The sequence below is a fragment of the Candidatus Thiodiazotropha sp. LNASS1 genome (genome assembly GCF_964212655.1).
Taxonomy (GTDB): domain Bacteria; phylum Pseudomonadota; class Gammaproteobacteria; order Chromatiales; family Chromatiaceae; genus Thiodiazotropha.
The window spans coordinates 932,457-957,801 of record NZ_OZ156465.1 but is presented as its reverse complement, the minus strand read 5'-3'; the positions used below and the strand labels follow the sequence as shown (position 1 = coordinate 957,801).

General features: G+C 52.1%; 28 protein-coding genes. 10 read left to right on the top strand and 18 right to left on the bottom strand.

The genetic code is table 11. The annotated features are described in order from the left end of the window. Positions 1 to 3: 3 nt before the first annotated feature. From AB8516_RS04160 to fusA, 3 genes are all read right to left on the bottom strand, one after another. Entirely contained in the window at positions 4 to 447 is a 444-nt protein-coding gene (locus AB8516_RS04160) for a lipopolysaccharide assembly protein LapB (protein WP_108292950.1), read from the bottom strand. An 80-nt stretch (positions 448 to 527) separates the two neighbouring features. After that, positions 528 to 2,021, bottom strand: a complete 1,494-nt coding sequence (locus tag AB8516_RS04155; protein WP_108292952.1) for a multiheme c-type cytochrome — start codon at positions 2,019 to 2,021, stop codon at positions 528 to 530. Between the two features lie 593 nt (positions 2,022 to 2,614). After that, positions 2,615 to 4,651, bottom strand: a complete 2,037-nt coding sequence (gene fusA / locus AB8516_RS04150) for an elongation factor G (RefSeq protein ID WP_369158372.1) — start codon at positions 4,649 to 4,651, stop codon at positions 2,615 to 2,617. Positions 4,652 to 4,695: 44 nt separating this feature from the next. Between fusA and AB8516_RS04145 the strand changes: the two genes are divergently transcribed. Continuing rightward, the gene (locus tag AB8516_RS04145; RefSeq protein WP_369158370.1) at positions 4,696 to 5,004 is read left to right on the top strand and encodes a hypothetical protein; all 309 of its coding nucleotides are present in this window, start codon (positions 4,696 to 4,698) and stop codon (positions 5,002 to 5,004) included. Here the strand turns inward: AB8516_RS04145 and ccmI are convergent. From ccmI to AB8516_RS04080, 13 genes are all read right to left on the bottom strand, one after another. Continuing rightward, positions 4,959 to 6,245: a c-type cytochrome biogenesis protein CcmI gene (gene ccmI, locus AB8516_RS04140; protein ID WP_108292956.1), complete on the bottom strand. Its 1,287-nt coding sequence runs from the start codon at positions 6,243 to 6,245 to the stop codon at positions 4,959 to 4,961. The genes AB8516_RS04145 and ccmI overlap by 46 nt on opposite strands. Beyond that, complete coding sequence (locus tag AB8516_RS04135; RefSeq protein WP_108292958.1) at positions 6,242 to 6,721, bottom strand: cytochrome c-type biogenesis protein; 480 nt, start codon at positions 6,719 to 6,721, stop codon at positions 6,242 to 6,244. The genes ccmI and AB8516_RS04135 overlap by 4 nt, the downstream gene beginning before the upstream one ends. A 4-nt stretch (positions 6,722 to 6,725) precedes the next feature. Further along, positions 6,726 to 7,265, bottom strand: a complete 540-nt coding sequence (locus AB8516_RS04130) for a DsbE family thiol:disulfide interchange protein (protein WP_108292960.1) — start codon at positions 7,263 to 7,265, stop codon at positions 6,726 to 6,728. Between the two features lie 7 nt (positions 7,266 to 7,272). Beyond that, on the bottom strand, positions 7,273 to 9,270 hold the full coding sequence (locus AB8516_RS04125; protein ID WP_369158367.1) for a heme lyase CcmF/NrfE family subunit: 1,998 nt from the start codon (positions 9,268 to 9,270) through the stop codon (positions 7,273 to 7,275). Further along, on the bottom strand, positions 9,267 to 9,728 hold the full coding sequence (gene ccmE / locus AB8516_RS04120; RefSeq protein WP_069123492.1) for a cytochrome c maturation protein CcmE: 462 nt from the start codon (positions 9,726 to 9,728) through the stop codon (positions 9,267 to 9,269). Before ccmE ends, AB8516_RS04125 begins: the two co-directional genes overlap by 4 nt. Next, positions 9,725 to 9,892 carry a heme exporter protein CcmD gene (gene ccmD, locus AB8516_RS04115; RefSeq protein ID WP_108292966.1) on the bottom strand — a complete coding sequence of 56 codons (168 nt, stop codon included), beginning with the start codon at positions 9,890 to 9,892 and terminating at the stop codon, positions 9,725 to 9,727. The genes ccmE and ccmD overlap by 4 nt, the downstream gene beginning before the upstream one ends. Next, a complete protein-coding gene (locus AB8516_RS04110; protein WP_108292968.1) occupies positions 9,889 to 10,635 on the bottom strand; it encodes a heme ABC transporter permease in 747 nt (248 codons plus the stop codon). The genes ccmD and AB8516_RS04110 overlap by 4 nt, the downstream gene beginning before the upstream one ends. 1 nt (position 10,636) lies before the next feature. Continuing rightward, on the bottom strand, positions 10,637 to 11,320 hold the full coding sequence (gene ccmB / locus AB8516_RS04105) for a heme exporter protein CcmB (protein ID WP_108292970.1): 684 nt from the start codon (positions 11,318 to 11,320) through the stop codon (positions 10,637 to 10,639). Further along, entirely contained in the window at positions 11,317 to 11,967 is a 651-nt protein-coding gene (gene ccmA, locus AB8516_RS04100) for a cytochrome c biogenesis heme-transporting ATPase CcmA (protein ID WP_369158364.1), read from the bottom strand. Before ccmA ends, ccmB begins: the two co-directional genes overlap by 4 nt. Positions 11,968 to 12,311: 344 nt before the next feature. Beyond that, positions 12,312 to 12,449: a hypothetical protein gene (locus tag AB8516_RS04095; RefSeq protein WP_369158362.1), complete on the bottom strand. Its 138-nt coding sequence runs from the start codon at positions 12,447 to 12,449 to the stop codon at positions 12,312 to 12,314. A gap of 158 nt (positions 12,450 to 12,607) precedes the next feature. After that, positions 12,608 to 12,922 (bottom strand): non-heme iron oxygenase ferredoxin subunit, encoded by a 315-nt coding sequence (locus AB8516_RS04090; RefSeq protein WP_108292972.1) that lies wholly within the window; start codon positions 12,920 to 12,922, stop codon positions 12,608 to 12,610. A gap of 5 nt (positions 12,923 to 12,927) precedes the next feature. Continuing rightward, positions 12,928 to 14,034, bottom strand: coding sequence for an anthranilate phosphoribosyltransferase (locus AB8516_RS04085; RefSeq protein ID WP_108292974.1), 1,107 nt, complete (start codon positions 14,032 to 14,034; stop codon positions 12,928 to 12,930). Positions 14,035 to 14,405: 371 nt separating this feature from the next. Beyond that, positions 14,406 to 14,696, bottom strand: coding sequence for a hypothetical protein (locus AB8516_RS04080; protein ID WP_369158359.1), 291 nt, complete (start codon positions 14,694 to 14,696; stop codon positions 14,406 to 14,408). Positions 14,697 to 14,970: 274 nt separating this feature from the next. Here AB8516_RS04080 and AB8516_RS04075 point away from each other — a divergent pair, with 274 nt between their 5' ends. Then, positions 14,971 to 16,218 carry a lipoprotein-releasing ABC transporter permease subunit gene (locus AB8516_RS04075; protein WP_108292978.1) on the top strand — a complete coding sequence of 416 codons (1,248 nt, stop codon included), beginning with the start codon at positions 14,971 to 14,973 and terminating at the stop codon, positions 16,216 to 16,218. Next, positions 16,211 to 16,912 carry a lipoprotein-releasing ABC transporter ATP-binding protein LolD gene (gene lolD / locus AB8516_RS04070; RefSeq protein ID WP_369158355.1) on the top strand — a complete coding sequence of 234 codons (702 nt, stop codon included), beginning with the start codon at positions 16,211 to 16,213 and terminating at the stop codon, positions 16,910 to 16,912. The genes AB8516_RS04075 and lolD overlap by 8 nt, the downstream gene beginning before the upstream one ends. Positions 16,913 to 16,980: 68 nt before the next feature. On the opposite strand, the gene AB8516_RS04065 is transcribed toward lolD, so the two are convergent. Next, positions 16,981 to 17,520: a DUF2062 domain-containing protein gene (locus tag AB8516_RS04065; RefSeq protein ID WP_108292982.1), complete on the bottom strand. Its 540-nt coding sequence runs from the start codon at positions 17,518 to 17,520 to the stop codon at positions 16,981 to 16,983. A gap of 152 nt (positions 17,521 to 17,672) precedes the next feature. On the opposite strand from AB8516_RS04065, the gene AB8516_RS04060 reads away from it, so the two are divergent. From AB8516_RS04060 to AB8516_RS04030, 7 genes are all read left to right on the top strand, one after another. Then, positions 17,673 to 19,955: a DNA internalization-related competence protein ComEC/Rec2 gene (locus AB8516_RS04060; RefSeq protein ID WP_369158353.1), complete on the top strand. Its 2,283-nt coding sequence runs from the start codon at positions 17,673 to 17,675 to the stop codon at positions 19,953 to 19,955. 145 nt (positions 19,956 to 20,100) lie between these two features. Beyond that, positions 20,101 to 20,715 (top strand): MotA/TolQ/ExbB proton channel family protein, encoded by a 615-nt coding sequence (locus tag AB8516_RS04055; protein ID WP_069123525.1) that lies wholly within the window; start codon positions 20,101 to 20,103, stop codon positions 20,713 to 20,715. Next, positions 20,712 to 21,131, top strand: coding sequence for a biopolymer transporter ExbD (locus AB8516_RS04050; protein WP_108292986.1), 420 nt, complete (start codon positions 20,712 to 20,714; stop codon positions 21,129 to 21,131). The genes AB8516_RS04055 and AB8516_RS04050 overlap by 4 nt, the downstream gene beginning before the upstream one ends. 13 nt (positions 21,132 to 21,144) lie before the next feature. After that, positions 21,145 to 22,140, top strand: a complete 996-nt coding sequence (lpxK, locus tag AB8516_RS04045; protein ID WP_108292988.1) for a tetraacyldisaccharide 4'-kinase — start codon at positions 21,145 to 21,147, stop codon at positions 22,138 to 22,140. Then, complete coding sequence (locus AB8516_RS04040) at positions 22,121 to 22,318, top strand: Trm112 family protein (protein ID WP_369158348.1); 198 nt, start codon at positions 22,121 to 22,123, stop codon at positions 22,316 to 22,318. Before lpxK ends, AB8516_RS04040 begins: the two co-directional genes overlap by 20 nt. Then, positions 22,318 to 23,070 (top strand): 3-deoxy-manno-octulosonate cytidylyltransferase, encoded by a 753-nt coding sequence (gene kdsB, locus AB8516_RS04035; RefSeq protein ID WP_369158346.1) that lies wholly within the window; start codon positions 22,318 to 22,320, stop codon positions 23,068 to 23,070. The genes AB8516_RS04040 and kdsB overlap by 1 nt, the downstream gene beginning before the upstream one ends. 408 nt (positions 23,071 to 23,478) lie before the next feature. Next, positions 23,479 to 24,327 carry a sensor histidine kinase gene (locus AB8516_RS04030; protein WP_369158344.1) on the top strand — a complete coding sequence of 283 codons (849 nt, stop codon included), beginning with the start codon at positions 23,479 to 23,481 and terminating at the stop codon, positions 24,325 to 24,327. Here the strand turns inward: AB8516_RS04030 and AB8516_RS04025 are convergent. Beyond that, a complete protein-coding gene (locus tag AB8516_RS04025; protein WP_369158342.1) occupies positions 24,317 to 24,979 on the bottom strand; it encodes a response regulator in 663 nt (220 codons plus the stop codon). The genes AB8516_RS04030 and AB8516_RS04025 overlap by 11 nt on opposite strands. Positions 24,980 to 25,345 lie beyond the last annotated feature (366 nt).

The window sequence follows — 25,345 nt, the reverse complement described above, 5'->3', positions numbered from 1 at the left end:
GGCTCAGTGTCCGGATTGTCCGGATCTTTGATCGAGCCAGGCCAGTACTTTATCGATATCTTGCTGTTTCGACGGACCCAGCTGCTCCGCTTCTTTCAATGCCTCTCTGGCCAGCGTGTAGCGGCCCAGATGCAGGTAGGCGACAGCCAGGCCGACGAAGGCATCCGCATTGTTGCGATCCAGCATGATCGCTTGTTGAAAACGCTTGATGCCGGACTTGTAGTCGCGTTGCAGCAGTTCCACGCCACCGAGCCGTGTATGGGCATGTGAAGATTGAGGGTCTGTCTCAACCGCTTTCACCAGTATAGCGTGCGCATCGTCAAGATTACCCGATTCGGACAATGCCTGTGCATCCGCAATCAACTGTTCGACACTCTCTTGTGCGATGGCGGTCGAGAAGCCCATGCTGAGCAAGACCGTCAGTAGATAGATGAGTTGTCTCCCCATGAATGACCCCTATACAGGAAGATGAAAAAAAGACCCCCTCAGGCTGTGAGGCCTGAAGGGGTATGCAGCATTAAAGGAATCTACTTGAGTGCACCTTTACCGTAGCGCTCTTCGAACCCTTTGCGGACCTTGTCGATGGCCTCTTTGCTCATGCCTTCGAAATACCAGGTATGACCGTCGATCGGCTTGAAGTACTTGTCCAGCATCTTGTTGGCGAAGTCTTCATTACCGTCTTTCTTCATGGCCACTTCCTTGAGTTCCGGAATCCACTTGAAGTAGGTGTGCTTGGCCACGTCGTAGATACCGTGCCACCAGGTGTAGTCCGGACCGTTCATGGAGGCGCCGTGACGGGCGCGCCGGCCTTCGTGATGCCAGATCTCCCACCAGGTCCATTCGATCTTATCGTCGAAAGGCGACTTGGTGATGTAGCCGTTCTTCTTCAACTCGCCCATGACGGCTGCGATCGGTTTGGCGAACTTCTCGTTATAGAGTTCCACCACATTGTCGAACTGGTTGTAGTGACCGGTGATGACACTGTCGCTGTGGCAGGCCTTACAGACCTCCTGCATTTTCTTACGACGCTCTTTCCAGGTCACGACCTCGACCACGGTGGAGCCCTTGGCCTTGTCGCCCACGCTGGGAATTTCCTTGCCCTCTTTGACGTCGAACTCCTGACCGTTCTGCAGGCGAACCAGATTGATCTTCTGAGAGATCGGCGGACGCAGTGTCCAGGAGATACGATCGCCCACGTTGTGGGTCTTACCCTCCTTGCCGCCGGCACTCATATGGCAGGAGGCACAGGTTGGGGCGGCCGAGTAGTCCACACCGGCGACCCACTTGTCGGACTCAAGGTTCATCTCATCGACTTTGGCACGGTAGATGATGCCGTGCTTGGATTCGTTGTAGACCTCGATTTGCGGATGGTCGGGTCCGACATGGCATTTGCCGCAGGTATCAGGGGTACGTGCCTGGGCCTTGGAGAAGCGGTGACGGCCGTGGCATGCGGTACAGGAACCGGCGGATCCATCCGGGTTGATCCGGCCAATGCCGGTATTCGGCCAGGTGGTCGGTGCTGGTTTGCCGTCATCACCGATCTCAATCACTGAACCGTGACATTGGCGACAGCCTGCATTTACCGCTGCGGGTCCACCGACCACTTCGCCGAGCAGATTGTCCAGGGAGGCGAGTATCTGACCGCCTTTGGAGTGGTGGGAGCCATCCATCTCCTCGAATTCAGTGGAGTGGCATTTGGAGCAATCCTTCGGTGTTACTATGATGGAGATACGGGATCCCTCATGTTCGAAACCATCCTTGTCTTCAGGTTTGGCTTCGTGGCAGTCGAGACAGTTGACGCCACTCTGTCCATGCTGACTGTTGTTCCACTCCATAGTGAGTCCGGGATCTTCCATCCAGTGACACTCGACACATTCGTGGCCTTTCGGGTTACCCCAATCTTTACCAATTTCACCAGACGGTCTAGCGGCATCCGCTGTAGAGATATGCAGCAGCAGCGTGATTCCCGCTGCAATACTCCCCAATATTGCGGTGAATCGACCATTACCGAAGCGTTTCATAGCTCCCTCCTTAATGGGTTGACAGTAAGGAAGAGTTGCATAGGCAACGCCCGGTGACTCGACATCTGCAGCAGTACAGATGAAGTGCGAGCGAAGCAAATGAGTTCTCCCAATTGGTGCGGCAAGCCAATATACAAGAAAGGATGTTTACGACTTTCCCCCCAACCCCAAATTATTATTGATATGGGGACTGCATGGTTTTACTTTTATTCTTATTCAGTAAAACCTTGTACTTATTATGCTTAACACATACCTATCAAAACGATTCGGGAATATAACTGCATTGATCTAAATCAAGCATGTACAGTGTATAATTATTTTGCAATATACAGTGTTTGATAAGAAGACCGGAAAACGATGTTTTATTTCTACTCCCAGGTAAGTTGAACCCTTATTTTCTACTGTCATTGATTGGTTATTTTAATTTTTTAACTTTCATCATCTCGTCAATTATTGACAAACAAACATTCAAAAAAAAACCGCTCTGATTTTATAAAAAAACCAGAGCGGACCATGCTCACCCATTTGGTTTTATAAAGCTACCTATAAGTGGGTATTTGCTTGTCAATGATCATATCATCATGCCAAGTGACTTATCCCTGTTTTGCTGACTTGAGCTGTTGCTGGACATTCGGAGGTACCGCCTCGTAGTGGCTGAACTCGATCGTGTAGTTGCCTTCGCCACCGGTAATCGCTTTAAGCTGTGTGGCGTATCCCTCGAGTTCAGACAGAGGCGCTTGACCTTTAATGACCAACATATTGTTGTGTCCCGACTCAGTACCGCTGATTTGACCACGGCGCCCCGCAAGGTCACCGGTCAGGTCACCCATAAATGTGTCTGGTGTGGTGATCGAGATATTGACGATCGGTTCCAATATGACCGGTCCAGCCTTCTCGACCGCCTCCAGGAAGGCCTTCTTGCCTGCAGTGACAAAGGCAATCTCTTTGGAGTCCACTGAATGGTATTTTCCATCAAAGATAATCACGCGAATATCCTGCATGGCAAAACCGCCCAGCGCACCTTCCTCCATGGCCTGTTTCACCCCTTTTTCAACAGCGGGGATGAATTGACCCGGGATTGCTCCACCGACGATTTGGTTGACAAACTCAAAGCCCTCACCTCGTCCAAGGGGCTCTATGCGAAGATGCACCTCACCGAATTGACCAGCACCACCGGTCTGTTTCTTGTGCCGGTAATCTGCCTCTGCCTTACGGGTAATGGTCTCTTGATAGGCGATGCTGGGTGGGTGGGTCTCCACCTCGACACCATATTTTTTCTTGATTTGTTGCAGCAACACTTCAAGATGCAACTCCCCGAGGCCTCGCATCACTGTTTCATTCATACTGACGTTGTGCTCGACGTGGAAACAGGGATCCTCATCCTCCAGTTTGTGTAGTGCATCGCTCAGCTTCTGTTCATCACCCCGTTTGGCGGTATTGATGGCAAGGCCGAACAGAGGCACGGGACATTCGATGGATCGCAAGTGGTGGTGGTCCTCATCGTGTGAATCATGCAGAACCGCATCGAAGTGGATGTCTTCAATCCTTGCCACCGCACAGATATCCCCCGGAACGGCCTGACTCATCTCGTCCTGCTCTTTTCCATGGAGTCTGAGCAGATGATTGACCTTGAAGGGCTTGCGTGCATCGCCAATAAAGAGTTGCGCATTGGTTTCCAGGGTTCCCTGGTGTATGCGAAAGATCCCCAATTTTCCCCGATAGGGGTCATTGAGGACCTTGAAAACATGCCCGATGACGTGTTTGTCCGGATCGGGTGAGACCTCTACAGGCAGCGTGTCCGTCCCTTCGCCCTTCATGAAGGGGGGTGGGTTTCCTTCTGTCGGATCAGGCATCAGGCGCGCGAACAGTGTCAGCAGCTCATCCAGCCCGGCACTGTTCTCCACGGAGGTGAAGCAGACAGGGATCAGATGACCTTCTCGCAGGGCCTTTTCAAAGGGGTCATGCAGCTGATCGGGTTGCAGTGCTTCGCCTTGCTCCAGATAGACTTCCATCAACTCCTCGTCCACTTCGACCACCTGGTCGATCATATTGTCGTGGGCACGAGAGACTGAGGAGAAAATCGTTTCATCACCACCGGGCTGAAAAAAACAGTCAATGACCCGTTGCCCGTTGTCCGCGGGTAGGTTGATAGGAAGACACTCTTTGCCGAAGCTCTCCTGCAGGCTATTCATCAGTGCTGCGTAATCTATACCCTCAGTATCGATTTTATTGACAATGATAAATCGGCACAGATTTCTGCGCTTGGCGGCTTCCATCATGCGGATGGTGACGGGTTCGATACCGGTGGCGGCATTGACCACGACGGCGGCTGTCTCGACAGCTGGAAGGATGCTGATGCCCCGTCCCAGGAAATCGGCGTATCCGGGTGTATCGATGATATTTACCTGTTTACCTTCATGGCTGAGATGGGTGATCGCGATATCGAGAGAGTGTTGTAATTCTTTCTCCATATCGTCGTAATCGCAGACGGTGTCACCTCTCTCGATACTGCCAGCACTAAGAATCATACCGCTTTTTTGCAGTAACGATTCGATCAGACTGGTCTTGCCAGCTCCTGCATGCCCAACGAGGGCGATATTACGAATGTCGTGGGTCGAATAACTGGCCATATTGACTCCTATCAGCGGAAACGCGGCTCTATCCAAGAGGATTGATGGAAGATAACAGCAAAAGGATATTAGTTTTCTTCTGGTTAGGCCAGTATATCAATCCGAACGCCGGAGTAATTGAGCCTGAACAGGAAAATGTCAGAAATCAGTCGGCATGTTCAACTGCCCACTTGATTGGATTGACATCTACGCATGTCTGGTGGAGTGCAGCAATTATCGAATCAGCGCGAACAGTCCCAGCCCATGATGCGTTCGCTCAAGGTAAACAGGCAGCCGCGACCATTTCACCGGTCGGTTTTTGTTACTGTCATGGATGGACAGAGTTTATTACAACCTTCACGATTTCCGGCTGACCCGGACTGACTGCGATTATTTCGCCCTCGAGATCACCGCTTTGAGCGGTGGGACTGCCAGACAGGGATATACGCGCACCCACTGCCACTTCCGGAAATTGGGAGAGTTTCATCTGTGGCATCATTGCCATGCTGTCATCCAGGTTGATAGACAGAGGCAGGTCACTGACACGTTTTCGCACTGCTGCCAGCGGCATGGGGGGGCCGCTCATCGCCTTGGCATAGATAAACAGCAGATCATCCGGATTTGCCTTGTCCTGCATATCCGGGGATAGGGAGATCTCGACTTGAATCGATTTATCTCCAGCGGCAGCAGGCTCTGCCGGCACCTGCTTCTTGGGCTGAACGATGCTGGGCAGTTCAGGTTCTTCAGTAGGCAGTCCCAATTTGGAGCGGGCATCATCCAGGGCCTCATTGACGGATTCGAGTTCCGCGCTCTGTGGTTTCAACAGACCCCTCAGTTTGGACCAGCGGTCAACGGCATCCTGGTAATCGGTCCGCTGGTAGGCGACTATACCGGCGATCCAGAGCACATTGGGATTGTCAGGCTCCAGTTGAAATGCCTTATCGACCATCGGTGCCGCCCGTCCGGTGAAGTCATTACCAGTGTTCGAGGCTATGGCCTCGGCATATGCAAGCAGCAGACCCACGTTTTTATCACTGATCTCCATGGCGCGATCAAAGGCGTTGATGGCAGCTGACGGATCGTTCATCGCCATATAGCTGCGCCCCAGCATAATCCAGCCCTCCTGGTTATCAGGCTGTTCCTGCATTTTGGCGGCGAGCCGTTTGACAAGTTCCTCCATCGGCGGCAGGTTCTGGGTTGAGGACCCTTGGGATTGCACTGAAGCCGTGTGCGTAGCTGCAGGTTGATTGGCCAAACGCGATATAATCTCCGGTGAGCCTATAAACTGGTATAACAGCAGTGCTGCCAGTGGTATCACCAGGGCTGACAATGCCATTTTCTGTCCGCTTCCTCCGGATTCCGCCGGTCGAGATTGTTCGGATACATCAGACAGCAGTTCTTTTTCCAGATCCCTGCGCGCTGCGTCATAACGTGCCTGGTCCAGTGCACCTGATTTCAGGTCGCTGTCCAATTCAGCAAGCTGCTGTTTGAAAACAGCCAGGTTGAGTTCATCGGAAGTGATGCCACTGGTAACCTGCTTACGCATCAATGGCAATGCGACAAATCCCATAGCCAGGAGTGAGAACCCGGCGATAATAATCCAGAATAGGGTCATTGATCAGCGTCTCTGTGGTCGTTCGACTGGTTTAACAAGCGATTGAGTCGTTGTTCCTCTTCTGCAGAAAGCTCTGTCTCCCTGGATACGCTTTTACGCTTTAGAATACGGAATAGAACCACCCCGCCGACAAGAAAAACGATAAGGGGGCCAAACCATATCGGATAGGTCGTGGGTTTGAGGGGTGGACTGTAGAGCACGAAATCCCCATAGCGGGCAACCATGAAGTTGATGATATCCTCTTTCTCCTGGCCACTCTTCATCATCTCATAGATCTCGTTACGCAGATCGATAGCGAGTTCGGCGTTGGATCCGGCCAGAGATTCGTTCTGACATACCAGGCATCGCATCTCTTCGATAATATCGCGGAAGTCCTCCGCCTTTCCCGGCTCATCGAAGCTGTAGTCAGCCAGGGTCGCGGCCTGTACGGCGGGCAGGGCGAAGAACAGGGTGAAAATCAATACAAACAGGCGCACGTCGCTATCCTTTAGGCTTTAAATCTTCAATCAGGGGCAGTAGTTTCTCATTGAACAGTTGCATGGTCATCGGCCCTGCATGTTTGTAGTGGATAATGCCTTTGCTGTCCACCAAAAACGTCTCCGGAGCACCATACACCCCAAGATCGATCGCGGTGCGTCCTTTCTTGTCGAATATGTTGATGCTGTAGGGATCACCGAGCTGGCGTAGCCATACCTGTGCCTTATCCCGTTCGTCTTTCCAGTTTAAGCCGACGATATCCACTTTGCCGGAGCGGGAGAGTTGCACCAGGGTCTCATGCTCGGCACGGCATGAGACACACCAGGTGGCCCATACATTGAGCAGATAGACCTTACCCTGCAGATCACTCGTTTTTACGATCGTGTCGGGACTTTCCACGGTAGGGAGAGCAAACTCAGGTACCGACTTGCCGATCAAAGGGGATGGAATCTCACGTGGATTCATACCCAGACCTTTGAACAGGAAGGCAGCGATCACTGCAAAGACTATGAGGGGTATGGAATAGCGTAGATAGCGATTCATGGTTGATTTAACTCCCTGACGATGCCGGTGCGGCATCGGCAGTGTTGACCTGCTGAGAGGACCTTACTTTGGCGGTACGATAACGCCGGTCAGAGACGGCAAGAATACCCCCCAGCCCCATCAACAGTCCGCCCAACCATATCCAGCGAACGTAGGGTTTGTAGTAGAGGCGGAGGCTCCAGTCACCAGCGCCAAGGGGCTCACCCAGCGATACATAGAGGTCACGGGTCAGTCCCCAATCGATTGCGGCCTCGGTCATCGGCTTGGTCTGGACGAAGTAGGTACGCTTTTCCGGTTCCAGGGTGGCCATGTGTTCACCGTCTTTTGAGACCTGGAAGCGGCCGCGATGGGCATTGTAGTTAGGACCTGGTGTGCGATTCACGCCTTCGAACTTGAAGCTGTAACCGGCAATGTCACTCACATCGCCAGGACTCATGCGAACATCAGACTCGATGCCGTAGTTGCTGACCATGGTCACGCCGACGATGAACATCGCCACCCCCAGGTGGGCGAGGATCATACCGTAATAACTGCGTCCGCCGGTTTTCAGGTCGAGCCAGAAGCCGGAAAAACCCTGCTTGTGCTTCAGTCGGTCCCTGAGATTGACCACATGGGAGGTCGCAATCCACATTGCCAATCCCATGCCGAGGCCAACCAGCCAGTTCCCTCCTGAAAACATGGGCAGGAGGCTGAGCAGACCGAACACCAGGCTGACAATGAAGGCGGCTCTCAGCTGCTTGACCAGCTGAGACGGTTCGGCATGTTTCCAGCGTGCCAGTGTTCCCATTCCCATGAGCAGGGCGAGAAATGGGGTTGTCAGCAGGAACATCTTGTTAAACCAGGGAAAACCCACCGAGATCTTGCCCATGTCGAGGGCGTCATAGATCAGGGGTGCCAGCGTGCCAATCAGAACCAAGGCGGCGAATACCGAGAACAATAGGTTATTGCCCAAGAGGAATGTCTCCCGGGATATCAGATCGAAACGACCGCCTCCCGATATGTAGGGTGCGCGCCAGGTATAGAGCAGCAGTGATCCGCCAATGACAATCAGCAGAAAAATCAGGATAAAGACGCCACGTGCCGGATCCGAGGCGAAGGAGTGTACCGAGGTGAGTACGCCGGAACGCACCAGAAAAGTACCCAACAGGCTCAGGGAGAAGGCGGAAATGGCGAGCAGTACGGTCCAGCTTTTGAAAGCACCGCGCTTTTCGGTAACCGCCAGGGAGTGGATCAATGCAGTACCTATCAGCCACGGCATGAACGAGGCGTTCTCTACCGGATCCCAGAACCACCAGCCGCCCCAACCCAGTTCATAGTAGGCCCACCAGCTTCCCAGGGCGATGCCCAGCGTGAGAAAGACCCAGGCGATGGTTGTCCAGGGACGAGACCAGCGTGCCCAGGAGGCATCGAGCCGTCCACCAAGAAGGGCGGCGATAGCGAAGGCGAAGGCAACGGAAAACCCCACGTACCCCATATAGAGCATGGGAGGATGGATCGCCAGGCCGGGATCCTGAAGCATGGGATTCAGCTCTCCGCCCTCCATGGGGGCTGGGAAGGTTCTGGCAAATGGATTTGACGTCAGGAGCATAAAGAGCAGAAAGCCGATGCTGATCATACCCATTACGGAGAGTACCCGGGAAACCATCTCGAGGGGCAGGTTGCGGCTGAAAACGGCAATTGCAACACTCCAGCTTGCGAGGAAAAAGGCCCAAAGGAGCAGAGAGCCCTCATGGGCCCCCCAAACCGCTGATATTTTATAGATATCGGGCAGCTTGGTATTGCCATGCTGGGCAACGTAGATCACCGAGAAATCGTTACTCAAGAACGCATTGGTAAGAATGATCAGGGAAATACCCAAGAAAACGAACTGACCCCAGGCAAGAGAGCGTGATGCAGCCATCCACGAGGACGTGCGGGTATAGGATCCGATCAGGGGCACGACCGCCTGAGTGATGGCCAGGCAGAGCGCGAGGATGAGTGCGAAATGGCCGAGTTCAGGAATCATTGGACTTTCGACTGCATGTTGCTGACCCCCTCGTCATGAGCGGTCTTCAGTGAAGCCGCGACTTCGGGCGGCATGTAGTTCTCGTCATGCTTGGCGAGCACCTCGCTGGCGATGAAGATGCCCGATTCGTTCAGCTGTCCCATGGCGACGATTCCCTGCCCCTCGCGGAACAGGTCGGGCAGGATACCTGTGTACTCCACGGTAACGGCCTCGGCATTATCGGTAACCGAGAATGCGGTAGTCAGCCCATCGGGTTTACGCTTTACACTATTGGCTTCGACCAGACCGCCGATGCGAAAGGGATGGGCGGTCGGTGCTTTACCCTCAGCGACTTCCGAAGGGGAAAAGAAGAACATCAAGTTTTCGTCAAAGGCGTTGAGGGCCAACCAAGTGGCCACGCCAATACCGGCAACCATCAAGCCTATCAGGGTCAGTCGTTTCTTGCGTATCGGATTCATCTCTGTTCTTTCCTGGCCCGACGGAGTTTTCGGGCAATATCTTTCAAAACTCGTTTGCGTTGTTGCATCGGCGCAACAACGTTGGCGACAAGGACAATCAGCGCCAGCAAAAAAGAGGGCCAAACGTAGACGGCATACCCGCCCATGGCGAAGAACTCACTCATTTCGCCTCCTGCTCGACCATTTCCTGCACCCAGCGTGAATTGCGTTCACGCTCGACAATTTCCGCGCGCGCGCGCATTAAGACCACAGCGCCATAGTAAAGTTTAAATGAGATGGCCATGGTGAGCAGCGGTATCAACATGCTCATATCCATTGACGGTTTGTCGAATTTTGTCACCGATGCAGGCTGATGCAGCGTGTTCCACCATTCAACCGAATAGTGAATGATGGGGATGTTGACCACGCCGACCAGGGCCAGAATCGAGACTGCGCGGGCAGCGACGCGTTTATCCTCGATGGCACTGTGCAGGGCGATAATACCGAGGTAGAGAAACAGCAACAGAAGCTCAGACGTCAGTCGCGCATCCCAAACCCACCAGGTCCCCCACATCGGTTTACCCCACAGGGAGCCGGTGGCAAGGGCTAAAAACGTAAACGAGGCCCCCACCGCGGCACTGCTGATGACAATGATTTCCGTCATCTTGATACGCCAAACCAGGCTGATAAGGCCGGAGACGGCCATCACCACATAGATAAACATCGACATCCATGCGGCGGGTACGTGGATGTACATGATGCGGTAGCTTTCTCCCTGCTGGTAATCAGTGGGGGCGATGAAAAGGCCATTGTAGAGCCCCCATACCAGGGTGATCAGAAAGCTGACCATGAACCAGGGGATTAATTTTCCGGCCACATTATAAAAGTAGCGTGGCGAACCCATTTGATGAAAGAAGCGAATGATCATATCAACTCAGACTGATTCTCAATGATGCGGCAGTAGCCATTGGGGCCAGTACCAATGAACCCACCAGCATGGCGGACAAAATGGACAGTTGCGCTGTCGTCGGTATGCCGACAATAGCAGTTTTGACAGCATCCGTGGCAAAGATCAACACCGGTACGTACAGAGGCAGCACCAGGAGTGAAAGTATCATACCCCCCCGGCGCAGGCCGACCGTCAGGGCCACACCCACGGACCCGATCAGGCTCAGTACCGGGGTACCCAGTAGCAAGGTCAGCATCAGGGTGGGAACGGCGGAACCCGGGATGTGCAGCAATACTGCCAGCAAGGGTGCGATGATAAAAAGCGGGAGACCGGTTACCAGCCAGTGGGCCAGTATCTTCGCCAGGACGAGGATCGATACCGGATGGGCACTCAACATGAACTGTTCCAATGAACCGTCATCGTAATCGGAGCGGAACATGCTGTCCAGAGAGAGCAGGGCGGCGAGCAGGGCGGCCACCCAGATCACCCCGGGACCGACCGCTTCTATGAGTTTGGGATCGTTGCCGATCCCCAATGGAAACATGGCCGTGACCAGAATGAAGAAGAGCATCGGATTGGCCAGTTCCGCCCGACGGCGATAGGCCAGCACCAGGTCCCTTTTAAGGAGCAGGCTGAAAGCGCTTGAGAGGGAGAGGGTACTCATCGATCAGACAGATTTACACGTATCAGTTGGATTTCATCCCTGAAGCCAATCCGGTGATGGGTGGTCATGGCTGCCATGCCTCCTCGGTGTAGGTGTCCCTCGAACAGGCGCTCCATATGCTCGATACCTTTGCGATCGAGGGAGGTAAAGGGTTCATCCAGTATCCAGAGTTTCGCATCGGTGACCAAAAGTCTTGCTATCGCCAGACGACGCTGTTGGCCTGCAGAGAGGTTACGTGTCGGTATATCCTCGAAGCCGTATAAACCGACCTGATCCAACGCATCATCCAGATCAATTCCTGCTTGTGCCTTGCCGAGTCCACGGGCGATGCGGAGATTTTCCAAAGGTGTCAGATCGAGCTTGGAACCATCCTTGTGACCCAAATAGGCGATATGCTCATGGAATTCGGGCCCCAGTCGAAAAATATCTTTCCCCTGCCACAACAGATCGCCCGATTCTGGCAGGCGTATGCCGCAGAGTATGCGAAGCAGTGAGGTCTTTCCACTACCGTTGCGGCCTTCCAGTACCAGCGCCTGACCTGGGTTGATACTGAAGCTCAGGTCTTCGAACAGTACCCTGTCGTCTCGTATGCAGAGCAGCGAGCGTGCTTCGAAGGTGATGGAAGAGGATGTGCTTGATGCTGTCACAAATTTACTGTCGTTTTATCGTTATCACTCTGTTCATGGAGTGGAGAACAAAGCCCTGGCAAAGTTGACAACCTTACCCGATCTCACTCCATAGCCTCAACAAAAATCGAACGCTATCGAATATGGGAACAATCTCCTTATAAAAAAATGGGAATTAATTCCCATCAATTGCCATTAGACACTATTATTGATGCCCATTCAGCAAACTGATTCCCATTTGTAATCAGTACACTGTCACGAAATCGTCTGGTTGAGATAGTATTCTTCGAATTCTTAAGATTTGCTTAAGAATGCAATTGGGAAGTGTCCGACTTTGATGAGTCTAAAGGGGATGTCTTTAGGTATCAGGTGGCCTGCGGTTTTTTTATAATGACCTGTTCCTGCTCAAAACTTTGCAGATTGGGGGTACGTTCAGCAATATTGGATGTTTGCCATACCAGGGTCAAACAGAAAGCGATAACCAATACGAAAATATATTTCACCGGACATGTCCCCCGGAAATTAACTTGGTGGTGAAATTGTGGCGCCCTTGTGAGCAGTTTTTTTTTAAAGGGTGGAATATATAGGAATTACCCTAGGTTCGCTAGTCCGGGAATGAGTGGATTTTTGATCTAGATCACCTAAACACCTCCTGCCAGGGCTATTCTACATGCAGATAGATAAGATCAGAACTGATTTTAGTTGGATAGGTTTTAATAGGTTCTGTTGCAGGTTCGTCCAAAGGCTTACCGTTTTTCAGGCTGAAACGACTGCCGTGCAGTGAGCATTTTATGCTATCCCCTTGGATACAACCCAGGTAGAGAGAGACCTCTTCGTGACTGCAGAGGTCATCGACGCCATAGATCCGGCCGTTGGCATTCACAATCAGATAGTGCCGGCCGTCAATATCGACACGCTTCATCCTGCCTGGCTGCAGCTCATCACAACGTGCTACTTGCACCCAATCATTCGCCATCGTCACTACCTGATTCGCTGATGGGCACGGCCTGAGTCGAGAACCTGACGAACCTGGTCAGCAGCGGATGCGATTGTGCTGCAAACCCCGGCATGCCACAGAATCAGGGCGCAGCTATAGACCAGTGAATCGTAGGCCGGGCCTTGCTCGCCATGGAGAGCTCGCATGCCTGTTTCGGCAGCGGCTGAAGCTGCAGCGCCGATATCCTTAATGCGGGCGACTTCATCCCCACCGATTCTGATGGCATCGTCCTCAGGAAGTGGAACGGCTCTGAGGGGCTGGTTGATTCCAAGGCTCTCCGGTGTGATCTCGACAGGTTGCTCATCACCCAGGTCATCATAGCGGTAGACCATTCCCTGCTGTCTCAGGGAGGGGATAACACCTCCTTCGATACCGCGCACCAGCAGACAACCCTCAAAACCGGCGAAACGGGCCAGTGAAGCATATTTTGCGGGATAAGGTTTATGCACATATCCGGTTACCAGGTGGGTCTTGCTTCGGGCGACAAGAGGTTTGGCCAGTACCTCGACTGTGGTCAGGACCTGTCGTTTGATTATCTTTTGTCTCAAATCGATCAAATTGTGCAGGCCCGGGCAAAAAGTACGCTGATCCACATAGGCCCATCCCAACTCCGGATTCTCCAACCGAGAGGCGGCACTATCGAGATCGAGATCCACACCGATGCCGGCAGCCTGCAGTACATGGCGGTGAGTGACACCGAACTTAGGGCCCACGGTTTCGAGGCCATGACTTACGCAGGGCAGGCCGCAGGCAGCCAATACAGCGGGTATAAAAGGTGATACGGGAAGATTTCGGTTGACACCGTCATAGGGGTCAGCCAGGGAGATCAATTGGTCAATCTCGACCTGACGACTTTGTGAGATGTTAAGGATTGCATCCAGTGCGCCTTTGTTTTCGTCGTCGGTCTCTCGTTTCATACGAAGCGCAATAAGGAATATTGCCGCCTGTACCTCATCGATTTCGCCTCTCAGGATGGCAGCCATACCTTTACTGGCCTCCTCAAGGGAGATGTCCTTGCTCAGTTCCGGTCCGGTGGCAATGCGCTGAATGATCGAATGCATCAACGTTTGAGAGGTCATGGTGTCAGTCATGAAGTACTACCTGATTGAGTGACTTGATGGAGCGCAGTATAAATAACATAGTAAAATTGTCAAGAATTACCCGGCCAGTGTAAAGTTTAATCTACAGATTCAATTTTTGATGACCAGGAATCGGGTACGATGCAGCAGACTAGCCTGGTAAGGCTGGGCCCCACCCCGGGTTATGTGTGTGCTGCAAAGGATGGTCTATGGGGGTAAGGCGGTATTAACCATGAAACAACAATATGTGACGCTGCAGCGGAAATGGTGTGATGGGCAGCATCTCGAGATATGCACCCCGGTCGCTTACCGAGGTACATTTGCCCTTCAGTTATGGTGAGGTTTGACCAGGCCAGATAGAAGGCGCTTGTGTCGCTTGGCCCTCAGCGATGCAAGACGGATGTCAGGACTAAATCGTATTCAAAGAACACAGAATAGCTGCTGTATTCCCATCGGGTGATCGGTGGCTCGCCGACGCTGGGGTGAGCGGTCAATGGCTGGCCGTATCGCTGGCTGACCTGATCCATAGACATGCTGCGCGTCGGACGGGGGATACCCTCTTCACTGTTGATGGGTGCCGAATGGATTGATTCGATCAAAAGTACATCGGCGGAGACCGGCAGTGCGAGTATGCAGATTAGTGTGGCGGATAGGGTGGTGATACGAAAAGTCATCTGGGTAACTCCGAATTTATCTCTTCAGGAATGAATATAGCACTCTTATCTAAGTATAGAAATTAAAAAGTTTTTCTTTAATCATGTCAGTTGCTTTTCATGGCTCTGATGTATAGTGGCAGTGGATGGTTGGATGATCTTTCCGGAATTGGAAAAATATGGCCGCTATTCCCGCCTATTTTTGTTAGGCTATCCGATTCGAGGAGCAACCCCCGGCGGCGCTAAATAATTCCGCAGGTTTGGGTGCTAACAAAACAGGATTTAATCGCCAGAAATGTTCAAACCGATCGAATTTTATATCGGCCTGCGCTATACACGCGCCAAGCGGCGTAATCACTTTATCTCCTTCATATCGCTGATCTCGATGTTGGGCATCATGTTGGGTGTGGTGGCGTTAATCGTCGTTCTATCAGTTATGAACGGGTTTCACAAAGAAGTCCGTGAACGAATTCTCGGTATGACATCACATGCCACGATTTCCGGTGTCAATGGGGAACTGGAGAATTGGGCTGAGGTGCAGGCCGAGGCCGCAACATTTCCGCACGTGATAGGAGAGGCGCCCTATGTAGAGGGGCAGGGGATGCTGATCAGCGGGCAAAAGGTCAGCGGTGTATTGTTACGGGGCATCTTGCCGGACCAGGAAGGCAAGGTATCCGAAGTGATTTCAGCCATCACAAATGGCTCTATCGAGGCCCTCCAGCCGGGTGAATACGGTCTGATTCTCGGACGAGAACTGGCCTTGGTATTAGGGGTCGGGGTTGGCGATCGTGTCACCCTGGTGACACCCCAGGTCAATGTTACGCCCGCCGGTATCATGCCGCGCCTGAAACGCTTTACTGTGGCAGCGATATTCCAGGTGGGAATGGGGGAGTACGACAGAGGGGTTGCCATCATGCATATGGAGGATGCGGCCAAATTGATGCGTCTCGAGTCGGGTGCGAGCGGGATACGCCTGAAGCTGGATGACCTCTATTTGGCCCCACAGATATCAAGAGAGTTGGCACTGAAGATGGGTGGTTATTATCGCATCAGTGATTGGACCATGCAGCATCGTAATTTTTTTGCCGCGTTGCAGACGGAAAAACGTATGATGAGCATCATTCTTTCTCTGATCGTGGCCGTTGCGGCCTTCAATATCGTTTCCACCATGGTGATGGTGGTGACCGATAAACAGTCGGACATCGCTATTCTTCGTACCCTGGGGGCATCACCAAGATCTATAATGAGCATCTTCATGGTGCAGGGCGCCACTATCGGTATCGTCGGCAACATACTCGGCATGATCGGTGGGGTGCTGCTGGCGATCAACGTGGAGGAGATTGTCAGTTGGATCGAGTCGGTATTCGAGATCGATTTTTTGGATCCCAGTATCTACTACATCACCAAGTTGCCATCCGAACCGCATCTCTCCGATGTGTTGCTGATAGGGTTTACCGCTTTCATCATCACCCTTGCGGCAACCCTCTATCCCGCCTGGAAGGCATCACGCACCCAACCCGCCGAGGCATTGCGCTATGAGTGATGCCGGGATTGTCCTGCAGGCGAACAACCTGGTGAGATCTTTCACCCAGGGCGATCTTCATGTGGAGGTGTTGCAAGGGGTCGATCTATCCATAAAAAAAGGTGAACGGGTGGCGATCATCGGTGCATCGGGCTCAGGTAAAAGCACACTGCTGCATTGTCTGGGTGGATTGGACCGGCCAGATTCGGGGCAGGTGATGCTGCATGGCAATGACCTGCTGATCATGAATGAACGGGAAAAGGGTCTGCTCAGAAATCGGCATATGGGTTTTGTCTACCAGTTTCACCATCTGTTGCCTGAATTCACGGCACTGGAAAATGTTGCGATGCCGCTGTTGATAGGCGGTGAATCGGTAACCGACGCAAGGGCGGCGGCCAAGGCGATGTTACAGCAGGTTGGTTTGGAAGCGCGGGTTGAGCACAAGCCGAATGAACTCTCGGGCGGAGAACGGCAAAGGGCTGCACTGGCGAGGGCAATGGTCCACCAGCCGGATTGTGTATTGGCGGATGAGCCGACAGGAAATCTCGACAGAAGAAGTGCTGAACAGGTCTATGAATTGATGCTGCAATTGAACCGGGAGAGCAACACAAGCTTTGTGGTGGTTACCCACGATTATGAACTGGCGGCAAGAATGGATCATACCTGGCAGTTGGTGGATGGAAAGCTGTCAAGGCCCGAGCCGCTGACGGGATAGCAGCTTTTTCAGGTTGATTGATTTCAGGGGATGAGTAGTCAGACTGATGTGGGTGTCGAGAATCAGGTCTAGGGTGTGGTGGCTGATCGGCGGGTTTTCTTTCTCAGGCGACGGGCCTTCCATTTCTCCACCGCATGCCAGCGCCATATCCATAAAATCAGACTGTAACCCAGTATGGATGAGACCGTGGCACAGAACAAGCTGCCGATGAGCAATGGAACCCAGATCTCGACCCCGACATTCTGTATCCATTCCCAACTGAAATGGAAAGGCTCCAATGTGGCTGTATCGCCGGTGATCAATGTTCCCACCCAATATGCGAAGAAAAACATTGGAGGAATGGTGATCGGATTGGTGATCCAGACCAGGGCTACCGAGAGAGGGAGATTAACGCGAAAAAAGATGGCTGCCGCTGCGGCGAGCACCATTTGAAACGGGATAGGAATGAAGGCCATAAAAAGACCTACCGCAAACGCACCTGAGACGGAGTGCCTGTTGAGATGCCACAGATTTGCGTCATGCATCAGCGAGCCGAAAATCCTCAAATGCTTATGGTTACGTACCGTGTCGTGGTGGGGTAACAGGCTTTTAATAAATCTCTTGGGCATGAGTCAATGAAATTATCTGCACAAGCCGCTGATGACGTTCAAAATGAGGGTATACCTGAATCGACACCAATACTGAAGCATGTTAAAGCATAGTACAACTTAGATTAATGGAAGAAACAATTACACAATAGAAATAAGAGACAGGGAATGTCGTGAATTTAATTCTGATCGCATTTGTGGTCGGTGCAACACTATTTCATCAACTTCAGATCCTGCCTGAAACATGGTGGATGGCTGTACTCATACCACTGGTCTTTTTCTGGCGTGTCCGTCGTCTGCGACCCTTGATTGCATTTCTGGTCGGAGGAGGGTGGACGCTTCTGTTCGCTACCAATCACCTGCAGCACAGGCTTCCAGCCGAATTGGAAGGCGGGGATATGGTGGTGGAGGCTGTTATTGCATCCCTGCCAAAGCGTCAGGGCCGATTGACAGGATTTCAAGCGGATGTGAAGCAGCTGTTTGACAGTCATGGCAATGTGGTTCCACTGACCCGTCTGCAACTCAGTTGGTATGGCCTACGCGATACACTTCGTGTCGGTGAAACCTGGCGCTTGAAAGTCAGGTTGAAACGACCAAGAGGCATGCAAAACCCGGCCGGGGCGGACCTCGAACGGTGGATGTTCAGCCAGGGAGTGCAGGCCAAGGGATATGTCAGAAAGTGGCACGGCAACCGGATCCTGGAAAGCGGGACGCACCATGCGTGGATAGACAGGTTGCGCCAGACCATAGCGCTGCAGCTGGATCAGCGGGTTCGACAGCCTGACGCGGTGTCTCTTTTAAAGGCCTTGGCAATAGGGGACAAGCGGGGTATCGGAACGGAACAATGGCGTGTATTCAGTACCACCGGCACCAACCATCTGGTGGCCATATCAGGACTCCACATAGGCATAGTTGCCGGATGGTTGCTGTTCGTCAGCCAGTGGCTGTGGCGCCGTAGCGAGCGCCTGACTCTCAGAATCCCCGCCATCAAGGCAGGATCGGTCGTCGCATTGGCCGGGGCATTCGTCTATGCCGCGCTGGCTGGGTTTTCACTCCCCACTCAACGTGCCCTGCTGATGCTATTCACGACCCTCGGCAGCGTCATACTCGGACAGAGGGTTCAGCCGGGAAGAAGTCTTGTACTGGCAATGTTCATGGTGGTGATAATGGATCCCATGGCGACCCTGTCGGCTGGATTTTGGCTCTCCTTCGGCGCAGTCGCTGTGATTATCATGAGTGCCGGCGGACGCATCGATTGCTGGACAGGGTGGCGGCAGATGATACGGGTGCAGTGGTTCGTTACCCTGGGATTGGTGCCTGTTCTATTGCTGTTTTTCGACCAGGCGTCATTGATATCGCTGATCGTGAATTTGATTATGGTGCCTTGGTTTACCCTGATCCTGGTGCCCATGGTATTGTTCGGTCTGCCGATGCTGACGGTGCCGCTTATGGCTGGTTGGTGGTTTGGCCTGCTTGGATGGCTGGCTGCCCATACCTATCAGTTTCTGGTCTGGTTTTCCACGCTCCCCTATGCAATGTTCACCCTGCCTGTTGCTGCTGTTTGGTGCTGGATCGTGGCAATTATCGGTTTTCTGCTGCTCCTGATCCCCGCAGGTATACCGGCACGCGGATTGGCAATCTGGTTGATCGCCCCCTTGATTCTCGTTAAGCCGGTTCGCCCTGCCCATGGAGAGCTTTGGTTTACACTGTTGGATGTTGGGCAGGGCCTGGCCTGTGTCATTGAAACAGAGCGTCATGTTATGGTCTATGATACGGGGCCCGCGTACGCAACGGGATTCAATACCGCGGAATCGGTGCTTATTCCGTATTTAAGATCACGAGGGCACGCAAGTGTTGACCGGCTGGTGCTGAGTAATGGTGATCGTGACCATGCCGGTGGCTATAGTGCACTGAAACAGGCTGTGGAGGTTGCTGACAGCCTGGCGGGAGAACCCGAACGTATAGCACAGATACGGGACTGCCAGGCAGGTGAGAAGTGGCATTGGGATGGTGTGTCATTCACTGTGCTGCACCCGGACCGGAGTGAAAGATTCAAGCATGCAAACGATCGCTCCTGTGTGGTGCAGGTAGCTGTGGGTGATTGGCGCATATTGCTGCCGGGCGATATCGAGGAGCGGGGTGAAGGGGCATTGTTGAGACACTATGCCGGGGATCTGGCGTCAGATATTGTGGTTGCGCCTCATCATGGCTCGGCGACATCTTCTACACTGCCGTTCGTGAACGCTGTGGCGCCTGACTGGGTGCTTGTCTCAAGTGGTTATAGAAACAGCTATGGTTTCCCGAAAAATGAGGTTGTTCAGCGTTGGCGGCAACAGGGTGCAGTTATACTGAATACAGCTGAAACGGGGGCGATACAGTTTCGTATCAGTAGGGATCAGCAGGAGATCGAGCCCCGCCTCTATCGCAAACACAACAGCCGCTATTGGAGTGAATGATTGCTTTAGACGGTGTTCCGCACTTGCTGCGGTATGAAACGGATATCAGTTTACGACCCTTTGTTTCAGATTGCACGACGCATCAAGTATGATAAGCAACAGGGATTTTTAATACTTCATATCAAGAATATAGGACGTAGAAAAGGTGCTAGAACTGGTAAAGTCCGGCGGATGGCTCATGCTGCCCATCATCGCGTGCTCCATTGTCGCGCTGGGGATCGTCTTGGAGAGGCTGTGGTCGCTACAGCGAAAGCGGGTCATGCCCGAATACCTGATGAGGCAGATCCTGCAACTGCACAAGGATGACAAGCTCAATCTGGCGGATCTCGATAAACTGAAAGACAGCTCTCCCCTGGGGAAGATTCTGGCTGCCGGATTAATCAACCGGGATCACAGCAAAGAGGTGATGAAGGAAGCCATCGAAGAGGTCGGGCGGCAGGTGGTGCATGAACTCGAACGCTATCTCAACACCCTTGGTACCATAGCTTCGATCTCGCCATTGCTCGGTCTGTTGGGCACCGTAATCGGTATGATCAAAGTGTTCAGCGTCATCGTCACTGCGGGGGTCGGAGATCCCGGGGTCTTGGCGGGTGGTATTTCCGAAGCGCTGATCACCACGGCCGCCGGCCTCTCAGTGGCTATACCGAGTTTGATGTTTCATCGTTATTTCAGTGGTCTGATCGACAGGTTTGTGATCGGCATGGAAGAACAGGCGCTCAAACTGGTCGAGGTGATCCATGGGGAGCGGGAGTTGAGATGAATCTCCGGCCGTCGCCGCGCAAATCACCCGGAGTGGATGTAACGCCACTTATTGATGTGGTCTTTCTGCTGCTGATATTTTTCATGGTCTCCACGACTTTCGAGCGTGAAAGTCAGATCATGATCGAGCTCCCCGAAGCGACAGGAGAGGAAGTCGAACATAAGAAAGACGAACTGGATATCACCATCAATATATCCGGTACCTTCTTCGTCAATCAGCGTGAAGTCGTCAATACGGAAATAGAAACCCTCAAACAAGCCATCAGAAATGCGATTGGCGATCAGCACGATCTTCCGGTCATCATCAATGCCGACGCCAGAACACCGCACCAATCGGTGATGACGGCAATGGATGCGGCAAGCCAGTTGGGGCTGACGAAGATGACCTTTTCCGCCCATCGTCCGATCAGCGAGTGAGGAAGGCCGGCGCTTGAACGCAATAGAGGCATCCTGGCGTGGCTGGAGTGGCCTGACCCTGTTGTTGCTCCCCCTGTCCGGGGTTTTCTGTCTGGTCAGCGCTATCCGTCGCTTGTTTTTTCGTGTCGGGTTATTGAGTAGCGTTTCTCTCGAGGTACCGGTCATTGTGGTCGGTAACATCACCGTGGGAGGGACAGGAAAGACTCCTCTGGTGATCTGGTTGGCCGAAAAATTACAGCAGTGGGGATACAAACCGGGCATCGTCACCAGGGGATATGGTGGTGGTTCGGATCGATGGCCCTGTGAAGTCAAACAGAACACTTCCGCCAAACAGGTGGGCGACGAGGCCGTTTTACTCCAACGGCGGACCGGTTGTCCGGTTTACGCCGGGCCGGATCGACCGGCAGCAGCACGACAGTTGTTGACCGATCATCAGTGCGATCTGATTATCTCCGATGACGGTCTGCAGCACTATGCTTTGGCAAGAGATCTGGAGATTGTGGTCATCGATGGGGAGCGCTGGTTCGGTAATGGTCTCTGTCTTCCGGCAGGACCTCTGCGCGAAAGGAGAGGACGGCTTGTCGAAGCCGATCTGGTGATCGTCAATGGTGCCTCGAAGGGGTGTGAATACAGTATGCATCTGAAGGCTACCGATGCAGTCGCACTGGATCGCCGTGGTGAATCGAGAGCGTTGATCCAATTCAAAAATGATCGCCTGCATGCGATCGCCGGAATCGGCCATCCTGACAGATTCTTCAATATGCTGGAAGGATTCGGACTGAAATTCGAGCGCCACCCTTTTCCTGATCACCATGCCTTCACCCCCGACGATTTACAGCCTTTTTCAAGTCAGACTGTTCTCATGACAGAGAAAGATGCGGTAAAGTGCGAGCTATTCGCACAACCAAGCCACTGGTACGTGCCGGTCATGGCTGGAGTGGATGATGGTTTTGAGGAAGCACTGATGACACTGACGAAAAGGCTGAAAGATGGACAGAAAACTGCTTGATATTCTGGTTTGCCCACTCTGCAAGGGAAAACTTACCTATCAGAAAAAAGCCGCCGAGCTGATCTGTCCCGTTGACCGGCTGGCGTTTCCGATTCGGGATGATATACCTGTTATGCTGGAAGATGAGGCCAGAAAACTGCCTGAGGACGAGGAGATTTCCCCAGAAGGCCGCAGCTGATGCAGTTCAAGGTCGTCATTCCAGCACGCTATGCCTCTGTCCGGCTTCCCGGTAAACCCTTATTGGAGCTGGCGGGCAAGCCAATGATTCAGCATGTTTTCCAGCGCGGGGTCGAGAGTGGCGCCAGTGAAGTCGTAATCGCCACAGACGATCAACGAATTGCCGATGTATGCCGCAGTTTTTCCGCCGATGTCTGCATGACTTCGGACAACCATCGCAGCGGTTCGGATCGGATCGCAGAGGTGGTATCGATGCGGGGCTGGGCAGACGATGAAATCATCGTCAATCTGCAGGGTGACGAACCCTGTATGCCGGCCGAGCTGCTGCATCAGGTTGCACAGGATATGGACAGCCATGATGCGGCCGCAGTGACAACGCTTTCTACAGGCATCACCGATCGCAATAAACTGTTCGATCCTCATGTGGTCAAGGTCGTCACCGACGCCCAAGGCTATGCACTCTATTTCAGTCGGGCGCCAATTCCCTGGCACCGGGATGAGTTTATCAACAGCGATACGCCCTTGCCCACCGATATCGGGTTTGCCCGACATATAGGCCTATATGCCTATCGATCCGGTTATCTCACCCGTTTCGTCACCCTGGATCATGCCCCGATAGAGCGGGCGGAGTCCCTGGAGCAATTAAGGGTCCTGTGGCACGGTGACCGGATACACGTAAGTGAGGCTATGATTGAACCCGGCCATGGTGTCGATACTCACGACGATCTGAAGCGGGTTTCCGAGCTTCTGTAGTAGGACACTACACTAGAACAGTTACCACACTTGCCTCTGATCAGCAGCTCTGATCAATTTTGGCGAGCTGCATGTCTTTGTTGAAATTTCTATATTGTCAAGCGAATCCGTCAACCTTAATTGTTTAAAATTGTAAATATTCTCGACAATAGTAGAGAAATAGGGTATTTCACCCATATTGCGGTGGGAGTTTACCTCCTATTTGTCGGATAATTTTACAGTTGTGTATACTGAGTTATTATAAAATTCATTAAATATGTGCCTTAATTGCATGTATTAATAGAAAAAAATACTGTATGGCACAAACTGTGCTTCTTGTTTTACAAAAATATTATTGAGATTTGAATCACACTTTACCAATCAATGCTGGCTGAAAGGATTGGGAACTTATTATGAAGGGCATTGCTGATGACTTTGGTAAAAGATAAGAATCTACAATCAGTGGGGCAATCACTCCTGACACTATCTGCCTCTTCAATCACACCGGGATCACAATCTCCCAATACTTCCACATCAAAACACGATAAGTCTTTAATCGATTCCCGTCATATTGCAGGTGTTTCGGAACTGCTCGATTTCGCTCAATTTCCAAATAATCGAATGGGTATCGAGGAGGAAGAGAAAAAAAGGATCTCGAGGGAGCTGCATGACGGTTTAGGGCAACTACTGACCAGCATGAATCTGCACATCCAACGATGCCTGGAAGGGTGTAACGATCAGAATGTTGAAGACATGCTGTATGACAAACACATCGAGTCCCTTAACGCGCTTTCGTCGATGGTCAAACTTGCGATGGATGAAGTCAGGACAATTTGCAGTACGATTCGCCCCGCCATTCTGGACGACCTGGGTGTGATTGCAGCCATCACTTGGCAGTGTCGACAGATTTCTCAAATCAGTACTGATTTCGATGTGGTGGCCGAATTGGGTATCGACGAATCGGAGATACCGGAAGAGTTAAAGACAGTCATCTATCGCATTGTCCAGGAATCCTTGAACAATGCGTTGAAGTACTCGCGGGCAAAACAGGTCAAGGTCAGTCTGTGGCATACTCACAGCGCCATACAGCTGACTGTTGAAGATGACGGCGTCGGTTTTGATCCTGTCGAGATCAAAGATAGGCTGGGTATGGGCTTGATGAGCATGCGCGAGCGGGCGGAGTCGGCAAGCGGTACACTGCAGGTAAATGCGGAAGTGGGCCGGGGGGTTAAGATATGCGGTTCGTTTCCTGCGAAAAAGATCACTCTCAACGGCTGATGATACCCTTATCAAGCGCATAAGTCGTTAATGCCGAAACGCTGTGTAAATCGAGCTTTTTCATCAGATTTGCCCGGTGCTTCTCCACTGTCTTTACACTGATGCAGAGATATTCCGCCATGCTTTTATTGGTGTGGCCCTCGGCAATGAGCTTTAATATCTGCCGTTCTCTTTGGGTGACGGTGTCCCAGCGCGTGACTGGCTCTTGACTGATATTGTTTGTATTGAGATAGCTGTTGACCACTTTTTCAGTGATTTCCGCACTCAAGTAGGTTTTGCCATTTAATACCCGTTCTGCCGCCGTCATCAATTCGTTCTGTGTGGCATCCTTCAATACATAACCGTTGGCGCCGGCCTTCAGGCTGGCCAATACATACTCCTCTTCGTTGTGCACTGTCAGAACCAGTGTTTTTATATCCGGCATGCGCTCTTTTATTTCACGTATAGCATCCATACCATTGAGGCCCGGCATATTCAGGTCCATGATCACGAGATCGGGTTTGAGCTCGATGACACGGCGTATTGCGTCACGGCCGTTATCGGCCTCTCCAACCACGTCAAACTGGGGGTTGGAGGTCAGCAGTGCCTTCAGACCGGCGCGTAAAATATTATGGTCTTCGGCTATGATGATTGTTTTCTTGTCCGTATTCATTGTTATCTGAAATCTATCCTCAACCCTTAAATGGTAGAGTTTCAATAGCGTATCGTAATCTGTTTTTCGATTTCAATTAAGTTTAGGCCTGATTGATAGCGATGCAAATTTCATTGGGTTTTATTACACAAATGACATCGCAGTTCCGACAAATCCACCATTACATAAAATAGACTTTGAATAAACCCTGTTAGCGAGTATGGAGGATGACAGGCAGCAATTCATTTTTATTTTTCCGCTGAACAGCAGCGCGTTTTTTATTTTTTTAATGCAATCTTTTCTCTGAAAAAACAGGTTGATTGCAGCGCATAAAAACGACTCTAAATCCTATTAATTAAACCCTACCTTTCGGGGTAGGGTTTCTGC

Excerpts from the sequence above, each read along its gene's own strand:
- AB8516_RS04160 (WP_108292950.1), bottom strand. The coding sequence starts at position 447 with ATGGGGAGACAACTCATCTATCTACTGACGGTCTTGCTCAGCATGGGC.
- lolD (WP_369158355.1), top strand. The coding sequence starts at position 16,211 with ATGAGTGATGCCGGGATTGTCCTGCAGGCGAACAACCTGGTGAGATCT.
- AB8516_RS04090 (WP_108292972.1), bottom strand. The coding sequence starts at position 12,922 with ATGGCGAATGATTGGGTGCAAGTAGCACGTTGTGATGAGCTGCAGCCA.
- AB8516_RS04050 (WP_108292986.1), top strand. The coding sequence starts at position 20,712 with ATGAATCTCCGGCCGTCGCCGCGCAAATCACCCGGAGTGGATGTAACG.
- AB8516_RS04075 (WP_108292978.1), top strand. The coding sequence starts at position 14,971 with ATGTTCAAACCGATCGAATTTTATATCGGCCTGCGCTATACACGCGCC.
- AB8516_RS04025 (WP_369158342.1), bottom strand. The coding sequence starts at position 24,979 with ATGAATACGGACAAGAAAACAATCATCATAGCCGAAGACCATAATATT.
- AB8516_RS04110 (WP_108292968.1), bottom strand. The coding sequence starts at position 10,635 with ATGATCATTCGCTTCTTTCATCAAATGGGTTCGCCACGCTACTTTTAT.
- AB8516_RS04065 (WP_108292982.1), bottom strand. The coding sequence starts at position 17,520 with ATGCCCAAGAGATTTATTAAAAGCCTGTTACCCCACCACGACACGGTA.
- AB8516_RS04130 (WP_108292960.1), bottom strand. The coding sequence starts at position 7,265 with ATGAATCGCTATCTACGCTATTCCATACCCCTCATAGTCTTTGCAGTG.
- AB8516_RS04040 (WP_369158348.1), top strand. The coding sequence starts at position 22,121 with ATGGACAGAAAACTGCTTGATATTCTGGTTTGCCCACTCTGCAAGGGA.
- AB8516_RS04155 (WP_108292952.1), bottom strand. The coding sequence starts at position 2,021 with ATGAAACGCTTCGGTAATGGTCGATTCACCGCAATATTGGGGAGTATT.
- ccmE (WP_069123492.1), bottom strand. The coding sequence starts at position 9,728 with ATGAATCCGATACGCAAGAAACGACTGACCCTGATAGGCTTGATGGTT.
- ccmB (WP_108292970.1), bottom strand. The coding sequence starts at position 11,320 with ATGAGTACCCTCTCCCTCTCAAGCGCTTTCAGCCTGCTCCTTAAAAGG.
- AB8516_RS04145 (WP_369158370.1), top strand. The coding sequence starts at position 4,696 with ATGGAAGATAACAGCAAAAGGATATTAGTTTTCTTCTGGTTAGGCCAG.
- ccmD (WP_108292966.1), bottom strand. The coding sequence starts at position 9,892 with ATGAGTGAGTTCTTCGCCATGGGCGGGTATGCCGTCTACGTTTGGCCC.
- ccmI (WP_108292956.1), bottom strand. The coding sequence starts at position 6,245 with ATGACCCTATTCTGGATTATTATCGCCGGGTTCTCACTCCTGGCTATG.
- AB8516_RS04125 (WP_369158367.1), bottom strand. The coding sequence starts at position 9,270 with ATGATTCCTGAACTCGGCCATTTCGCACTCATCCTCGCGCTCTGCCTG.
- kdsB (WP_369158346.1), top strand. The coding sequence starts at position 22,318 with ATGCAGTTCAAGGTCGTCATTCCAGCACGCTATGCCTCTGTCCGGCTT.
- AB8516_RS04030 (WP_369158344.1), top strand. The coding sequence starts at position 23,479 with ATGACTTTGGTAAAAGATAAGAATCTACAATCAGTGGGGCAATCACTC.
- AB8516_RS04085 (WP_108292974.1), bottom strand. The coding sequence starts at position 14,034 with ATGACTGACACCATGACCTCTCAAACGTTGATGCATTCGATCATTCAG.
- fusA (WP_369158372.1), bottom strand. The coding sequence starts at position 4,651 with ATGGCCAGTTATTCGACCCACGACATTCGTAATATCGCCCTCGTTGGG.
- AB8516_RS04080 (WP_369158359.1), bottom strand. The coding sequence starts at position 14,696 with ATGACTTTTCGTATCACCACCCTATCCGCCACACTAATCTGCATACTC.